The sequence below is a fragment of the Streptomyces sp. NPDC089919 genome, assembly GCF_040684615.1.
GTDB lineage: Bacteria > Actinomycetota > Actinomycetes > Streptomycetales > Streptomycetaceae > Streptomyces.
Genome location: NZ_JBFBGK010000046.1, coordinates 21,252 through 36,781, shown reverse-complemented (window position 1 = coordinate 36,781; position 15,530 = coordinate 21,252). Strand labels below are relative to the sequence as shown.

Sequence of the window (15,530 nt, the reverse complement as noted above, 5' to 3'; positions counted from 1 at the left end):
TAGGCATCGTCACCGGGTCGCACTACGCTGCGCCCATGAGCATGCTCACTCCCCCAGGCATGGGCGGAAAGTACCGCGTAACGGGAGCCGCTTACCCCCGTATGCGACGCCCCCGGCGCCGCCGCCGGATCGTGCTCGCACTCCTCGGTTCGATACTGGCCCTCGGGCTGCTCGGCTACGGCACGCTGCAGCTCATCCACGTCTTCAAGGGCGACGAGAAGAAGTCCGCCGCCCGCGCCGGGGACTGCGTCAAGGGGAAGCCGGGCAAGCCCGCGGCCTCCGCCGCCCCGGCCGCCGCCGCGTTCCCGAAGCCGGGCCAGATCACCGTCAACGTCTACAACGCCACCCCGCGCAGCGGCCTGGCCAAGGCGGTCGGCGACGAACTCAAGAAACGCGGCTTCAAGCTCGGCCAGGTCGGCAACGCCCCCGCCACCTTCGACAAGAAGGTGCCCGGCGCCGGGATACTGCTCGGCTCGCCCAGGACCGGCAAGGCCGCCTACGCCGTGCTCGGCACCCAGCTCAGCGGCGCCGTCCAGCAGACCGACACCCGCGAGGGCACCGACGTCGACCTGATCCTCGGCACCGCCTTCAAGGAGCTCAGCAAGAAGGAGGACGCGGACAAGGCCCTGGCCGCCCTGGCCGGACCCGCTCCCGCGCCCTCCCCGAAGTGCTGAGCCGCGTACCGGACCCGCCGGCGGCGGATCCGGCCGAAGGACTGCCGCGGGCCCGCTGAGGGCCCGCGCACGGTCCCTACTCGGCCGCGCCGTACATCCGGTCGCCCGCGTCGCCCAGGCCCGGCACGATGTAGCCGTGCTCGTTCAGGCGCTCGTCCACCGACGCCGTCACGACCGTGACCGGCTGGCCGGCCAGGTCGCGCTCCATGACCTCGATGCCCTCCGGCGCCGCCAGCAGCACCACGGCCGTGACGTCGTCGGCGCCGCGCTTGATCAGCTCCTGGATGGCCGCGACCAGCGTGCCGCCGGTGGCCAGCATCGGGTCGACGACGTACACCTGGCGGCCGGAGAGGTCCTCGGGCATCCGGGTGGCGTACGTGGAGGCCTCGAGGGTCTCCTCGTTGCGCACCATGCCCATGAAGCCCACCTCGGCGGTCGGCAGCAGCCGGACCATGCCGTCGAGCATGCCCAGGCCGGCCCGCAGGATCGGGACGATCAGCGGGCGCGGGGTGGAGAGCTTCACGCCCGTGGTCGGCGCGACCGGGGTCTCGATGTCGGCCTGCTCGGTGCGCACGTCCCGGGTGGCCTCGTACGCGAGCAGGGTGACCAGCTCGTCGGCGAGCCGCCGGAAGGTCGGGGAATCGGTGCGCTTGTCGCGCAGGGTGGTGAGTTTGTGCGCCACCAGCGGGTGGTCGACGACATGGATCCGCATGGACTCAACAGTAACCGGGCGAAGTGGTGCCCAGTACGTTCCGGCACTGGCATCAGGAGGCCCGTCCGGGGGAAGGTGGGTGCGGGGGGTCTCCCTCGCGACGCGGTGGAGGACGACGGAACCAACCCGGGGTGGTGCCGATGCCCGACCAGCAACAACGCGACACCGAGACCGTGACGGCCGGCGGCGAGGCGCCGGAGTCCGCGGCACAGAGACGGGCCCGGCGTGCCCAGTTCCTGCGCGAACTGCACGAGGCCCGCGAGCTGCGCGACCGCGTGCAACCCCGCCGGGCCCGGGCCGCCCGGATGCGCCAGCAGATGAGGATGCGTACGTTCCGCTGGTGACGGGGCGGCGCGCGAAGACCTTTTCGCACGCTGTTCGGACCCTCCCGGGGGCGCCCGGACCACGCCCCACCTGGCCGAAGTCCGCCGCTGTGCGACAAGGCGCGGCACGACGCAAGCGCGGAAGACCTCTCGCAAAGCCGCTGTTTCTGCCACGATGCCGATTGGGCGGGGCACGGAGCGGCGAAAAGGCCGTTCCACCTCTCCCACCTCCGGCCGGGGGGACCCCCAACCGGCACGCCTATGACCAGTGGGAGAGTCACGGTGTACTTCGCCGCACTGCTCGCGCGCACCGAAGACGGGTGGGAAGCGAGCGACACGGATCTCGACGACGTCGAGACGCTGTCCGATCTGACGGAACTGGCCCGTGAAGCCTCGGCCGACGAGGACACGGTCCTGGTCTTCATCGAGCAGGAGGACGCCTGGTTCGGCATCGTCCGCCTCGACGGTGAGGACGACCCCCGCATCTTCCTGTCGGACGCGGCCGCCGCGAACCGCAGCTCGTACGGGGAGATCCTGCTGACCGACGAACTGCTCGGCCGGGATCCGGGAACCGACGACGACCTGGAGGAGCTGGTCGACCTCGACGGCACGGAGGACGGCGAACCGGAACCGCCCGCCGTCACCGCGGAGGACGGCTCCGACGACTACGACGACGGCTCCGAGGAGGCCGCCGACGCGGTCCCCGCCGGGCCGCTCGGGGACCTCGACATCCTCGCCGACCTGGGCGTCTCCCGGCGGACCCTGCTCGCCTTCGAGTCGGACGCGCTCTCCGAGATCGCCGACGCGCTGGGGGCCTCCGAGGTGCTGGAGACCGTGCGCTAGTGACGGTTCAGGAGCGGCCCGGGCCCCCGGACCCGGTACGGGACCCCTGGCTCGGGCCGATGCGCCGGGCCATGGACGAGGCCGCGCGGGCGGCGGCGGCCGGCGACGTGCCGGTCGGCGCCGTCCTCCTGGCGCCCGACGGCTCCGTCCTCGCGACGGGGCACAACGAACGCGAGGCCACCGCCGACCCGACCGCGCACGCCGAGGTGCTGGCGCTGCGGCGGGCGGCGGCGGAGCTCGGCGAGTGGCGGCTGCCCGGCTGCACGCTCGTGGTCACCCTGGAGCCCTGCGTGATGTGCGCGGGCGCGCTCGTCCAGGCCCGGGTGGCCCGGGTGGTCTTCGGGGCCGCGGACGAGAAGGCCGGGGCGGCCGGCTCCCTCTGGGACCTGGTCCGGGACCGGCGGCTCAACCACCGGCCCGAAGTGATCCGGGGGGTCCTCGAGGAGGAGTGCTCCGCCCAGCTCACGGCCTTCTTCCGGGCCCTCTGAGGGGCCTCCCGCGGGGCTCCGCGGGGCCCGCCGGGCGGCTGCCGGCGGGCGGATTTGCAAAGCACCGCCCCTGGTGGGCTAGGATCTCTCTCGGTGGTGTGTCCGAGTGGCCGAAGGAGCTCGCCTCGAAAGCGAGTATGGGGCAACCCATCGGGGGTTCAAATCCCTCCACCACCGCTCTGTGAACGAGAGCCCCGATTCGGACGAATCGGGGCTCTCTTCCGTTTCCGTTCCGGCCCCGGCCGCGTTGACACGTCATGAACAAGACCCAGCGCATCCTCGCCGCCGTCGCCCTCGCGGGCGCGGCCGCGGGCCTCGCCGCCCCGGCCGCCTCGGCCGCCCCCCTGCCCGTGCCCGAGCTGCCGAAGGCCGCGCCGGACATGCCCGCCGCCGCGCAGCCCTCGGTCCAGGAGATCGGCGGCAAGCTGAACCAGCTCAACCAGCTCAACCAGGCGATGCAGGTCATGGACGGCGCCCAGCAGGTCCTCGCGCCCGCGGAGCCCGTCCTGGGCGTCCTCGGCGCCTTCGGATAGCCCCGACCGCCCCCGGACGCGCGAAAGGCCCCGACCGAGGTCGGGGCCTTCACACGATGGGACGGGGGAAGCGGCATCGGGGGGACAAGCCGCTTCCCCCGATGAGGACGGACCTGCCAGCCCGAGCCGCAGTCAGGGGGGAAGCTTGCGGCTCGGACCCCGCAGTGAGGTCCTGTCCCTCAGCCCTCCGGTTTCCTGCCAGAACCGGTGGGCTCATGAACAATCCTGCGCCCGCCGCGCCCTCGAGAGCAGCGGCAAAGGGCCCGGAGAGCCGGGTCATTGGTCCTTAAAGGTCTGGTGAGGGTCGTGACCCGACCCGATAGACTCACCCGACTTCGCAGGGCGCGGCAGGGGAGGCCGGACCGATCATGGACACCAAGAAGATCGTCTCGGGGGCCCTCGTCATCTTCGTGCTCTACACGATCATCACCCAGCCGACGAAAGCGGCCGACATGGTGCAGATCGGGTTCCAGGGCATCTCGGACGCGGCGCGCGGGATCGGCGAGTTCATGACCGAACTGGTGCGCTGACCCCGTACGCCGAAGCGGTTTCCGGGCTTCCGGCCCCCCGTCCGACGGATGGGGGGCCGTGCGCGTTCCCGGCCCTTCCCCGGTATCACCCGCCCTCCGCGTCGAATGTCCAACTTGCCCTCAACACGGCGATATACGGTGCTTGCACACAGTGCACATCTCTTGTGATGCTATGACCGCTTTTGATCGTTCAATGACCGTACAAGTGGACTCTCGAAGGGGTGGCGTGACCGTGTCGGCCAGTACAGCGCCTCAGGTGCCGCCCCAGCAGGACGAGCCCCAGGTGCGCGAACGCACCCAGAGGGGCGCGGACACCCGGGCGCTCACCCAGGTGCTCTTCGGCGAGCTCAAGGACCTCCAGCCCGGCAGCGCCGAGCACAGCCGGGTGCGCGGCGCCCTGATCGAGGCCAACCTGCCGCTGGTGCGGTACGCGGCGGCCCGCTTCCGCAGCCGCAACGAGCCGATGGAGGACGTGGTCCAGGTCGGCACCATCGGCCTGATCAACGCCATCGACCGGTTCGACCCGGAGCGCGGGGTGCAGTTCCCGACCTTCGCGATGCCGACCGTGGTGGGCGAGATCAAGCGGTACTTCCGCGACAACGTCCGCACCGTCCACGTCCCGCGCCGGCTCCACGAGCTGTGGGTACAGGTCAACGCGGCCACCGAGGACCTCACCACGGCCCACGGACGCACCCCCACGACCCCGGAGATCGCCGAGCGGCTGCGGATCTCCGAGGACGAGGTGCTGTCCTGCATCGAGGCCGGCCGCTCGTACCACGCGACCTCGCTGGAGGCCGCCCAGGAGGGCGACGGGCTGCCCGGACTGCTGGACCGGCTCGGCTACGAGGACCCGGAGCTGGTCGGGGTCGAACACCGGGACCTGGTGCGGCACCTGCTCGTGCAGCTGCCCGAGCGCGAGCAGCGGATCCTGCTGCTGCGCTACTACAACAACCTGACGCAGTCCCAGATCAGCGCCGAGCTGGGGGTCTCGCAGATGCACGTCTCCCGGCTGCTCGCCCGCAGCTTCGCTCGACTGCGATCCGCAAACCGTATCGAGGCGTAGCTGAATCGGGTGGAGATCACCCGGGCGCTTTCCCGACAGAACCGGGCCATACCCCCGCGTTGCTGCGCAGATATGTCGACTTGGCGCTACAGCGCGTTGCCGACATGTGACATTCTGCGTGAACTGCGTTTGCCGGGGCCCCGCCTCCGGTATTCAGGTGGAGGCTGCGTTCCTCCGACGGGCGCACCGACCGCGACCGTCCGCGACCACAAGGGGGTGGCATGTCCGCAGAACAGGGCAGCTCCGAGGTGCTCACGCTCGTCAAGAGCGAGACGCCCGCCGTGCTCGACCGCTCGGAAGCCATCGACACCCGCACCCTCTCCCGCTCCCTGTTCCTGAGGCTCGCCGGCCTCGAAGCGGACAGTCCCGAAAGGGCCTACGTACGCGACACCCTGATCGAGCTGAACCTCCCGCTGGTCCGGTACGCCGCGGCGCGCTTCCGCAGCCGCAACGAACCGATGGAGGACATCGTCCAGGTCGGCACCATCGGCCTGATCAAGGCGATCGACCGGTTCGACTGCGAGCGCGGCGTGGAGTTCCCGACCTTCGCGATGCCGACGGTCGTGGGCGAGATCAAGCGCTTCTTCCGGGACACCTCCTGGTCCGTCCGGGTCCCCCGGCGCCTCCAGGAGCTCCGGCTCGCCCTCACCAAGGCGAGCGACGAGCTGGCCCAGAAGCTGGACCGCTCGCCCACCGTGCCCGAACTGGCCGCGGTGCTCGGGGTGTCGGAGGAGGAGGTCGTCGACGGCCTCGCGGTGGGCAACGCCTACACCGCCTCCTCGCTCGACTCCCCGTCCCCGGAGGACGACGGCGGCGAGGGCTCCCTGGCCGACCGGCTGGGGTACGAGGACACGGCGCTCGAGGGCGTCGAGTACCGCGAGTCCCTGAAGCCGCTGCTGGCCAAACTCCCGCCCCGGGAGCGGCAGATCATCATGCTGCGGTTCTTCGCGAACATGACCCAGTCGCAGATCGGCGAGGAGGTCGGCATCTCGCAGATGCACGTCTCCCGGCTGCTGACCCGCACCCTGGCGCAGCTGCGGCAGGGCCTGATCGGCGACTGATCGCCCGGAGTCCCCACGCGGGGTTCACATTTGACGATGCGTCAGTAAGACTGCCGCAATGTCGAAGCTTGGGTTGCGCGGCCGCCGGGGCGTTCTGACCGCCTCGACGGCCGTGCTGTGCGCGGTACTCGCCGGCTGCGGTGCCCAGGGGCGCCCGGGCTACGTCGCGGTCGCCGGCGCGGCCGAGAAGGTCACGCCCGCCGCCCCGAAGGGCAAGGTCGAGTACCAGCCCCTACCGCCCCCGGGCGCCACGACCTCCGCCACCGCCACCACGGCCCCGCAGAACGCCACCACCGGCGGCCCGGGCACCTCCGGCGGCACCTCGGGCGCCGCCTCGGGCTCCGGCTCGGGCTCCGGCGGTACATCGGGCTCCGGCGGTACGTCCACCACGGGCGGGACCGGCGCCTCCGGCGGCACGGGCAGCACGGGCGGGACCGGCGGCACCGGCGGCTCGGACACCTCGGGCGGCGCGACGGGCGGCTCCGACGGCGGCTCCACGGGCGGATCCACCGGGGGCTCGACCGGCGGGTCCAGCGGAGGCTCCGGCGGCAGTTCCACCGGCGGCTCGACGGGCGGCTCGTCCGGCGGGTCCAGCGGCGGCTCCACGGGCGGATCGACAGGCGGATCCACCGGCGGTTCGACCGGCGGGGGCGACCCCAAGCCCGCCCGCCCGGCGAAACTCACCCTCGGCACCCCCGTCCGCACGGCGGCCGCCGACCGCTGGTGCGAGAACGTCACCGTGACCTTCCACAACACCGGTGGCCGGCCCGCCCGTTCGGGCACGACCGGCTTCGCCACCCACATCATCGGCGCGCTCGGCGTGGACTGGGCGACCATCACCAGCAGCCAGCCGCTACCCGCCCCGATCGCCGCGGGCGCGACGAAGAAGCACACCTACCTGGTGTGCGTGGACGCCTGGCGGGTCCCCCTGGGCATGCACATAGAAACCCAGGACGTCACCGCCACCTGGCAGTAACCCCCGGAGCCCGTACGCGCGCCGCGGACGACCGCCCGCCGACCGGCCCGTCAGGCCAGCGCCAGCCAAGCCACCCCGGCGATCACGGCGATGACCGCGACCACGCCGAGGATCAGGCCGATGCGGGGGCCCGAGGAGGCGGACGCGGCGGCGCGGCGGCTGCCGGGCGCGGCGGGGGCCGCGGGGCGGTGCGCGTCGCCCTCGTCGACGAACGCACGGAACATCTGCGTGCTGCCCGCGGGGTCGTAGTTGTTGTCGGGGCCCTGAGCGTTGTGTGACATGGGCAAGGACCCTAGCGAACGGGTGCGCCCCCGCCCAAGCCTGTGCCCGGTCAACCTTTCCCATCCCTTTACCGTCCTCCGGGCGGATTCGTTTGCCTGTAGCAACCATCCGCTTATATGGTTGCTCTAAGCAACAAGATGAGGGAGGTGTTTCGCCATGGCCGCCCGGCCCCATTACGAGGAACTGACCCGGCAGCTCTCGGCGATCGGCGCCGTCAAGCGCGGCCTCGCCAGGACCCTCCCCCAGGACTGCCCGCCCGGCGCGTTCGCCGTCCTGACCCTGCTCGACCGGCACGGTGAGATGCGCCTCGGCCGGCTCTCCGAACTGCTGGATGTCGACATGTCGGTCACCAGCCGCCATGTGGCCCACACGGCCGCCCACGGCTGGCTGGAACGGCTGCCCGACCCCTGCGACGGCCGCTCCCGCATCCTGCGGCTGACCCCGGCCGGCCGCCTGCTCCTGACCCAGCTCGCGGCCCGCGCCTCGGCGACGCTCGAGCGGGCCCTGTCCGACTGGACGGACGAGGACCTCGCCGAGCTGAACACCCTGCTGGCCCGGCTGCGGTCGAGCTTCTGCGCGACCACCCACTAGACCCGCTGGATCCGCGTACCGGCGTATCCGGCCGCGTTTCCAGACCCGTACTCCGAGAAGCGACAGAGAAGAAGGAAGAACATGGCGACGACCACGCCCACCGGCGTGCGGGGAGGCGGCCAGCCCGACGGTCCGGACGCCCCCGCGACGGGGATGACCCACCCCCAGATCATGAAGGCACTGTCCGGGCTGATGCTCGGCATGTTCGTGGCGATCCTGTCGTCCACGATCGTCTCCAACGCCCTGCCGCAGATCATCAGCGACCTGGGCGGCACCCAGTCCTCCTACACCTGGGTGGTCACCGCCGCCCTGCTGTCGATGACCGCCGCCACCCCGCTCTGGGGCAAGCTCTCCGACCTCTTCAGCAAGAAGCTGCTGGTCCAGATATCCCTGGTGATCTACGTGCTGGGCTCGGTGGTGGCCGGCCTCTCGCAGAACACCGGCATGCTGATCGCCTGCCGCGTGGTCCAGGGCATCGGCGTCGGCGGCCTGTCCGCCCTCGCCCAGATCGTGATGGCCGCGATGATCTCCCCGCGCGAGCGCGGCCGCTACAGCGGCTACCTCGGTGCGGTGTTCGCCGTGGCCACCGTCGGCGGCCCGCTGCTCGGCGGGGTCATCACCGACACCGAATGGCTCGGCTGGCGCTGGTGCTTCTACGTGGGCGTGCCCTTCGCCGTCATCGCCCTGGTCGTGCTCCAGAAGACCCTGAAGCTCCCGGTGGTCCGGCGCGAGGTCAAGGTCGACTGGGCGGGCGCCTTCTTCATCTCGGCCGCCGTCTCCCTGCTGCTGATCTGGGTGACCCAGGCCGGTGACTCGTACGACTGGATCTCCTGGCAGACCTACGCGATGGTCGGCGGCGCGCTGCTGCTCGGCGCGGTCTTCGTGTTCGTCGAGTCCCGGGCGAGCGACCCGATCATCCCGCTGCGGCTGTTCCGCAACAAGACGATCACCCTGGCCTCGCTGGCCTCGCTCTTCGTCGGCGTCGCGATGTTCTCCGGCACGGTGTTCTTCAGCCAGTACTTCCAGCTGGCCCGGAACGAGTCGCCGACCATGTCCGGCGTCCTGACCATCCCGATGATCGGCGGCCTGTTCGTCTCCTCCACCGTCGCCGGGCGCTTCATCACCAAGACCGGCCGGTGGAAGATCTGGCTGGTGGCCGGCGGTGTGCTGCTGACCTCGGGCATGGCCCTGCTGAGCACCATCCGCTACGACACGGCCTACTGGCACATCGCCGTCTTCATGGCGCTGACCGGCCTCGGCCTCGGCATGATGATGCAGAACCTCGTCCTCGCCACCCAGAACCAGGTGGCCCCCGAGGACCTGGGCGCGGCCAGCTCCGTGGTCACCTTCTTCCGCTCGCTCGGCGGCGCCATGGGCGTCTCCGCGCTGGGCGCCCTGATGGCCAACCGCGTCACCCACTACGTCAAGGACGGCCTGGCCGACCTCGGCCCGAAGGCCGCGGCCCTGGGCCACGGCGGCACCTCCGGCGGCGGCATCCCCGACCTCGACAAGCTGCCCGCGCCGTTCCGGGCCGTCATCGAGGGCGCGTACGGCCACGGGGTCGCGGACGTGTTCCGCTTCGCGGCGCCCACCGCGCTCGCCGCCCTGCTGCTCGTCCTGCTGATCAAGGAGGTCGCGCTGCAGTCCCGCCCGATGGGCCAGGCGCCGGCCGCCGTCTCGGCCGAGGCCGTCACGGGGACCGCCACCGTCCCCGCCGAGGAGCCCGCCACCCGGTAGCGGCACTGCACCACACGGCCCTGAGGGGGCCGGTCCACCCGGACCGGCCCCCTCAGGCGTGCGCGGTGGCGTGCGCCTCGATGCCCGCGACCAGCACGTCGAGGGCGAAGTGGAAGTCGCCCTCGGGGGCCTGACGGACCGTCCCGCAGCCGTGCAGGAAGCGGGAGACCGCCAGGTGCGCCCCGGTCCGCGCGGCGGCGGCCAGGCCCGTGGCGGCCAGCAGCCGCATCAGCGCCGTGTCGAAGGCCCGGGCGTGCGGCCCGATGTTCGGGTACTCGGCGGCCAGCGCGGCCAGCCAGGGGTGCGCCCCCTGCAGCCGCCGGTGGCCGCAGGCCAGCGCCCGCAGCCGGTCCGGCCAGCGGGTGCCCGCCCCGGCCGGCAGCGGCAGCTCGCCCAGCGCCGCGTCCAGCGCCAGTTCCAGCAGGTCGTCCTTGGTGTCCACGTACCAGTAGAGGGACATCGCGGTGACCCCCAGCTCGGCGGCCAGCCGGCGCATCGAGAAGCCGGACAGGCCCTCCGCGTCGAGCAGCCGGACGGCGGCGGCGGTGATGCGTTCCCGGTCCAGCCCGGCGGGCTGTTCGCTGCGGCGTCTGGTCGGGGTGACTGGCTTGGACGCCAGCCACACGCTGGTGCGGTCGGCCGCGGTCACCATGAGGCACCCTCCGTCGTCCGGCGGGGAGGCCCGGAATGCCCGGTCCGCCCGTCTTGATGCTAGAGGGTGCCTCCCTGGTAGGGGCGCCTTTCGCGTCAGGCCCCGGGCGCCGTCAGGTCGTAGAACGTGGCGCTGCCGACGGTCACCTTCGTGAAGGTCTCCGTCACCCAGGTGCTGATGGCGGCGGAGCTGCCGCTGTTGCCGCCCGGCCCGCCCATGCCGCCGCCCATGCCGCCGCCCGCGATGAAGTAGTGGATCTTCCCGGCGGCCACGTACTGCTTGAACTGCGCGAGGGTCGGCGAGGGGTCGCTGCCGTTGAACCCGCCGATCGCCATCACCGGCCGGCCGGTGGCCAGCTGGTAGCTCGCGGCGTTCTGCGAGCCGATGGCCGCCGCGGCCCAGGTGTAGCGGTCCGCGTCCGCGGTCAGCGCCGCCTCGGCCTTCGCGTCCACCCGGGTACCGCCCAGCAGACCGCCCATGCCCCCGCCGCCGCGCGCGCCCTGGCCGTTGGGGGCCCCGGTGCCGGGGGACCGACCGCCGGTCCCGCCGGGCATCCCGCCCTGGTTCGAACCCTGCCCGGAGCCCTGACCCGAGCCCTGGTTGCCGCCGGGCATCCCGCCCGGCATTCCGCCCTGGGCGCCACCGGGCATGCCGCCCGGGAACTGGCCGCCGTTCTGGCCCTGGTTCTGCCCGCCGGGGCCCGGCGGGAAGCCGGTGCGCCCGCGCTCGCCGCCGCCCGGGAAACCGCCGCCCGGGAAGCCCCGGCCGCCCGCCACCGCCGGACCGGCCGTGACGATCGATCCGGTGTGGCCGCTGTCCACCGTGGTCAGGCAGTACGCCAGCGGTCCGGCCAGCGCCACCGCCAGGCCCAGTGCGGCCGCCGCCCGCCCGGCCCGGCGTACCAGCAGCCCCGCCGCGGCCAGTACGCCGCCCGCCAGGACCGCCCAGCGCAGCCACGGCAGGTAGTCCGCGGACCGGCCGAGCAGGACGTACGACCAGCCGGCCGTCAGCAGCAGCGTGCCGGCCAGGGTGAGCCGGGCCGGCAGCGCCCCCCGCTCCTCCCACAGCACGCTCACGCCCATGCCCACCAGCGCCGCCACGTAGGGCGCCAGCGCCACCGTGTAGTACTCGTGGAAGATGCCCTGCATGAAGCTGAACACCCCGGCGGTGATCAGCAGCGCCCCGCCCCAGGCGAGGAAGGCCGCCCGGGCCATGGAGTCCAGTTGGTCGGTGGCCCGCCGGGCCCGCCAGGTCACCACCAGCCCGGCCACCAGCAGCACCAGCGCCGCCGGCAGCAGCCAGGAGATCTGGCCGCCGATGTTCGAGGAGAAGAGCCGGTCGAGGCCGGTCTCGCCCCAACCGCCGCCACCGCCGCCGCCCCGGCCCCCGCCGCCGACGCTGCCGGTCTCGTCGCCGTTGATCCGGCCCAGGCCGTTGTAGCCGAAGGTGAGCTCGAGGAAGGAGTTGTGCTGGGAGCCGCCGATGTACGGCCGGGAGGACGCGGGCCACAGCTCCACGACCGCCACCCACCAGCCGCCGGCCACCACCATCGCCGCGCCCGCCAGGGCCAGTTGCCCCAGCCGGCGGCGCAGCCGCGTCGGGGCGCAGACCGCGTACAGCACCGCCAGCGGCGGCAGTACGACCAGGGCCTGGAGCGTCTTGGTCAGGAAGGCCAGCCCGACCACGGCCCCGGCTGCCGCCAGCCAGGTCGTGTGCGCCCCCTCCAGCGCCCGGAGCAGGCAGTACACCGTGACCGCCATCAGGAGGGTCAGCAGCGCGTCGGGGTTGTTGAAGCGGAACATCAGCGCGGCCACCGGGGTCAGGGCGAAGGCCGCCCCCGCCAGCAGCCCGGCCGCCGCCCCGAACTGCCGCTTCACCGAGGCGTACAGGACGCCCGCGGTGCCCACGCCCATCAGCGCCTGCGGGACCAGGATCTGCCAGGATCCCAGCCCGAAGAGCCGGACGGACAGGGCCATCGGCCAGAGCGCGGCCGGCGGCTTGTCGACGGTGATGGAGTTCGCGGCGTCGGAGGAGCCGAAGAAGAAGGCCTTCCAGCTCTCGCTGCCGGCCTGGACCGCCGCCGAGTAGAAGGAGTTGGCGTAGCCGGAGGAGCCGAGGTTCCAGAGGTAGAGGACCGCGGTGGCGAGCAGCAGGGCGGCCAGCGCGGGCCGCTCCCAGCCCGCCCGGGCCGGATGGGCCCGGGCCCGCAGGGGTACGGCGTACGGCGGGGCTGCGATGGTCATCGCAAGGCCTCCTTCGGATCGGTGGCGGGGCGCTCGGGGAAGACCCAGGCCCGGAAGAGCAGGAAGCGCAGCACGGTGGCGGCGAGGTTCGCGGTGATCAGCACGGCCAGTTCGGTGCTGTGCGCGGGGTCGGGGGTGGCCGCGCCCAGGGCGGCCAGCGAACCGCTGGTCAGGGCGAGGCCGATGGCGAAGACCACGAGCCCCTGCGCCTGGTGGCGCACGGCCCGCTCCCGGCCGCGCACCCCGAAGGTGAGCCGGCGGTTGGCCGCGGTGTTGGCGACGGCGGAGAGCAGCAGGGCTCCGGCGTTGGCGCTCTGGGGCCCGGTGCCGGTCCGCAGGGCGGAGTACAGCAGCAGGTACAGCAGGGTGCTGAGGGCGCCGACCGCGCAGAAGCCGACGAGCTGGCGGGCCAGGCCCCGGGGGACCCCGGGCAGGGCCCGGTCCCGCGGGTCGTCGCCGAAGGGGCGGGCCAGCCGGTCCAGCGGCAGCGCGCCGACGGCCAGCGCCCGGCCCACCCGCCAGACCCCCTTCAGGTCGTCGGTGGCGGTCCTGACCAGGTGCACGGTCGAGTCGGGGTCGTCCACCCAGTCCACCGGCACCTCGTGGATGCGCAGCCCGGCCCGCTCGGCCAGCACCAGGAGCTCGGTGTCGAAGAACCAGCCGGTGTCCTCCACCAGCGGCAGCAGTCGCTCGGCCACCTCGCGCCGGATGGCCTTGAAGCCGCACTGGGCGTCGCTGAACCGGGCGGCCAGCGAGGACCGCAGGATGAAGTTGTAGGCGCGGGAGATGAACTCCCGCTTCGGGCCCCGCACCACCCGCGAGGCGCGGGCCAGCCGGGTGCCGATGGCCAGGTCCGAATGGCCGGAGATCAGCGGGGCGACCAGCGGCAGCAGCGCGTTGAGGTCGGTGGACAGGTCCACGTCCATGTACGCGAGGACCGGCGCCTCGGACGCGGACCACACGGTCCGCAGGGCCCGGCCGCGGCCCTTCTCGTCCAGCCGGTGGGAGCGGACGCCCGGGACGCTCGCGGCCAGCGCCGCGGCCACCTCGGGGGTCCGGTCGGTGCTCGCGTTGTCCGCGATGGTGATCCGGAAGGCGTACGGGAAGGTGGTGCGCAGGTGCTCGTGGAGGCGCCGGACGCAGGGCTCCAGGTCGCGTTCCTCGTTGTAGACCGGGATCACCACGTCCAGGACGGGCGCGCCCGGCACGTGGGCCGGCAGGTGCCGGCGGGCCGGGAGGGTGCCGGAGGAGGGGCGGCCGGTCGTGGCGGCCGGTTCGGTTCGCATGCCCCGACGCTCGCGGGGCGGGCTGTCACGGCTGTGTGGTGGGCCTGTGATCCGGCTATGAGTGCGCGGCGGCGGCCCGGTCGGGGCTCCGCAGGGCCGGCAGCCGGACGGTGAAACGGGTCCGGCCCGGCGCGCTGGCCACCTCGACCGTGCCGCCGTGGGCGGTCACCACGGCCTGCACGATGGCGAGTCCGAGCCCGGTGGACCCGGCCTGCCGGGACCGGGAGGCGTCACCGCGGGCGAAGCGCTCGAAGACGTGCGGCAGCAACGCGGGCGGGATACCGGGCCCGTTGTCCTCGACGCGAAGGAGGAGACGGTCGCCTCGCGCGCATGTTTCACGTGAAACATGCGCGGTGACCGTGGTGTTGGGCGGTGTGTGCGTGCGCGCATTGGCCAGCAGGTTCACGAGCACCTGCTGGATCCGGGCCGCGTCGGCATGGACCAGCGCCGGCTCGTCGGGCAGCTCGAGTCGCCAGTGGTGTTCGGGGCCGGCCGCCCGGGCGTCGCTGAGGGCGTCGACCGTGAGCGGCACGAGATCGGTCTCCTCCTGCTGGAGGGGCCGGCCCGCGTCCAGCCGGGCGAGCAGCAGCAGGTCCTCGACCAGGCCGGTCATCCGGGCCGCCTCGGACTCGATCCGCCCCAGCGCATGACGGGTGTCGGGGCCCTGCTCCTCGCGGCCCCGGCGGGTCAGCTCGGCGTACCCGCGGATGGAGGCCAGCGGGGTGCGCAGCTCGTGCGAGGCGTCGGCGACGAACTGCCGCACCCGCATCTCGCTCTCCTGCCGGGCGGTCAGCGCCGAACCGACGTGCCCCAGCATCCGGTTGAGGGCCGCGCCCACCTGCCCGACCTCGGTGCGCGGATCCGCCTCGGCCTCCGGCACCCGCTCGTGCAGCGCCACCTCGCCGCTGTGCAGCGGCAGTTCGGAGACGCGCGTGGCGGTGGCCGCGACCCGGCGCAGCGGCCGCAGCGAGACCCCGACCAGCGCCTGGCCCGCCAGCCCGGCGGCCACCAGTCCGGCCGCGGTCACGCAGACCTCCACCAGGATCAGCGTGTTGACGGTGGACTGGACTCCGGTGAGCGGGAAGCCGAGTACGAAACTGCCGTCGGTGGCGGTCAGCACGCGGTAGTCCCCGAGCCCCGGCAGGCTGGTGGTGGCCGGCCCGGGTGAGCCCGGGTCCACGGCCCGGCGCAGGGCCTCGGTCTGGGCCTTGCTGAGCGCGGTGTGGTCCCCGGGGTAGGTCCCCCGGGCCACGCTCCGCCCGCCGTCGGTGACGTTCCCGCTCGCGTCGAGCCGGATGCCGACGGTGTTCAGGGGGCTGCCCGGGGCCGAGACGAAGTGCAGCGGCACGCGGAGGTCACCGCGGGCCCGCTGGGACATGTCCACGGCGTTGGTCAGTTGGGTGTCGAGCTGGCCGCCGAGGTAGGAGCGCAGCACCAGCGTGGTGACCGTACCGATGGCCGCCCCGACCACCGCGATCAGCGTCACGGCCGAGAACACCAGCCGGGTGCGCAGCGACCAGGGCCGCCGCAGCCGGG

General features: G+C 73.1%; 16 protein-coding genes, 1 tRNA gene and 1 pseudogene. 12 read left to right on the top strand and 6 right to left on the bottom strand.

The window, feature by feature from the left end:
- The first annotated feature begins 59 nt into the window (after positions 1–59).
- Complete coding sequence (locus AB0O40_RS19730; protein ID WP_365042961.1) at positions 60–674, top strand: LytR C-terminal domain-containing protein; 615 nt, start codon at positions 60–62, stop codon at positions 672–674.
- Between the two features lie 76 nt (positions 675–750).
- Here AB0O40_RS19730 and upp read toward each other — a convergent pair whose 3' ends face one another.
- Positions 751–1,386, bottom strand: coding sequence for a uracil phosphoribosyltransferase (gene upp / locus AB0O40_RS19725; protein ID WP_365042905.1), 636 nt, complete (start codon positions 1,384–1,386; stop codon positions 751–753).
- A 140-nt stretch (positions 1,387–1,526) separates the two neighbouring features.
- Here upp and AB0O40_RS19720 point away from each other — a divergent pair, with 140 nt between their 5' ends.
- From AB0O40_RS19720 to AB0O40_RS19680, 9 genes are all read left to right on the top strand, one after another.
- Complete coding sequence (locus AB0O40_RS19720) at positions 1,527–1,730, top strand: hypothetical protein (protein ID WP_365042902.1); 204 nt, start codon at positions 1,527–1,529, stop codon at positions 1,728–1,730.
- A 261-nt stretch (positions 1,731–1,991) separates the two neighbouring features.
- A complete protein-coding gene (locus tag AB0O40_RS19715) occupies positions 1,992–2,552 on the top strand; it encodes a hypothetical protein (protein WP_365042958.1) in 561 nt (186 codons plus the stop codon).
- Positions 2,553–2,611: 59 nt separating this feature from the next.
- Entirely contained in the window at positions 2,612–3,040 is a 429-nt protein-coding gene (gene tadA / locus AB0O40_RS19710) for a tRNA adenosine(34) deaminase TadA (protein ID WP_365042955.1), read from the top strand.
- A 92-nt stretch (positions 3,041–3,132) separates the two neighbouring features.
- Positions 3,133–3,217: transfer RNA gene (locus AB0O40_RS19705), tRNA-Ser, on the top strand.
- 80 nt (positions 3,218–3,297) lie between these two features.
- Positions 3,298–3,573, top strand: coding sequence for a hypothetical protein (locus AB0O40_RS19700; protein WP_365042900.1), 276 nt, complete (start codon positions 3,298–3,300; stop codon positions 3,571–3,573).
- A 368-nt stretch (positions 3,574–3,941) separates the two neighbouring features.
- On the top strand, positions 3,942–4,103 hold the full coding sequence (locus AB0O40_RS19695) for a hypothetical protein (RefSeq protein ID WP_365042897.1): 162 nt from the start codon (positions 3,942–3,944) through the stop codon (positions 4,101–4,103).
- A gap of 193 nt (positions 4,104–4,296) precedes the next feature.
- Complete coding sequence (locus AB0O40_RS19690) at positions 4,297–5,166, top strand: RNA polymerase sigma factor SigF (RefSeq protein WP_365042894.1); 870 nt, start codon at positions 4,297–4,299, stop codon at positions 5,164–5,166.
- A 221-nt stretch (positions 5,167–5,387) separates the two neighbouring features.
- Entirely contained in the window at positions 5,388–6,227 is an 840-nt protein-coding gene (locus tag AB0O40_RS19685) for an RNA polymerase sigma factor SigF (protein WP_365042891.1), read from the top strand.
- 58 nt (positions 6,228–6,285) lie between these two features.
- Complete coding sequence (locus AB0O40_RS19680; protein WP_365042888.1) at positions 6,286–7,203, top strand: hypothetical protein; 918 nt, start codon at positions 6,286–6,288, stop codon at positions 7,201–7,203.
- Between the two features lie 50 nt (positions 7,204–7,253).
- On the opposite strand, the gene AB0O40_RS19675 is transcribed toward AB0O40_RS19680, so the two are convergent.
- Entirely contained in the window at positions 7,254–7,484 is a 231-nt protein-coding gene (locus AB0O40_RS19675) for a hypothetical protein (RefSeq protein ID WP_365042885.1), read from the bottom strand.
- Between the two features lie 157 nt (positions 7,485–7,641).
- On the opposite strand from AB0O40_RS19675, the gene AB0O40_RS19670 reads away from it, so the two are divergent.
- Positions 7,642–8,076: a MarR family transcriptional regulator gene (locus tag AB0O40_RS19670; RefSeq protein ID WP_365042883.1), complete on the top strand. Its 435-nt coding sequence runs from the start codon at positions 7,642–7,644 to the stop codon at positions 8,074–8,076.
- An 81-nt stretch (positions 8,077–8,157) separates the two neighbouring features.
- Positions 8,158–9,723 (top strand): annotated as a pseudogene (locus AB0O40_RS19665) (MDR family MFS transporter); the annotation flags it as partial.
- Positions 9,724–9,865: 142 nt separating this feature from the next.
- Here the strand turns inward: AB0O40_RS19665 and AB0O40_RS19660 are convergent.
- The 4 genes from AB0O40_RS19660 to AB0O40_RS19645 all read right to left on the bottom strand — a co-directional run bounded on the left by AB0O40_RS19660 (position 9,866) and on the right by AB0O40_RS19645 (position 15,525).
- Complete coding sequence (locus AB0O40_RS19660; protein WP_365042880.1) at positions 9,866–10,465, bottom strand: TetR family transcriptional regulator; 600 nt, start codon at positions 10,463–10,465, stop codon at positions 9,866–9,868.
- A 95-nt stretch (positions 10,466–10,560) separates the two neighbouring features.
- Entirely contained in the window at positions 10,561–12,708 is a 2,148-nt protein-coding gene (locus AB0O40_RS19655; protein WP_365042877.1) for a glycosyltransferase family 39 protein, read from the bottom strand.
- The gene (locus AB0O40_RS19650) at positions 12,705–13,994 is read right to left on the bottom strand and encodes a bifunctional glycosyltransferase family 2/GtrA family protein (RefSeq protein WP_365042874.1); all 1,290 of its coding nucleotides are present in this window, start codon (positions 13,992–13,994) and stop codon (positions 12,705–12,707) included. The genes AB0O40_RS19655 and AB0O40_RS19650 overlap by 4 nt, the downstream gene beginning before the upstream one ends.
- Positions 13,995–14,049: 55 nt before the next feature.
- Positions 14,050–15,525 (bottom strand): HAMP domain-containing sensor histidine kinase, encoded by a 1,476-nt coding sequence (locus AB0O40_RS19645; RefSeq protein WP_365042953.1) that lies wholly within the window; start codon positions 15,523–15,525, stop codon positions 14,050–14,052.
- Positions 15,526–15,530: the final 5 nt, after the last annotated feature.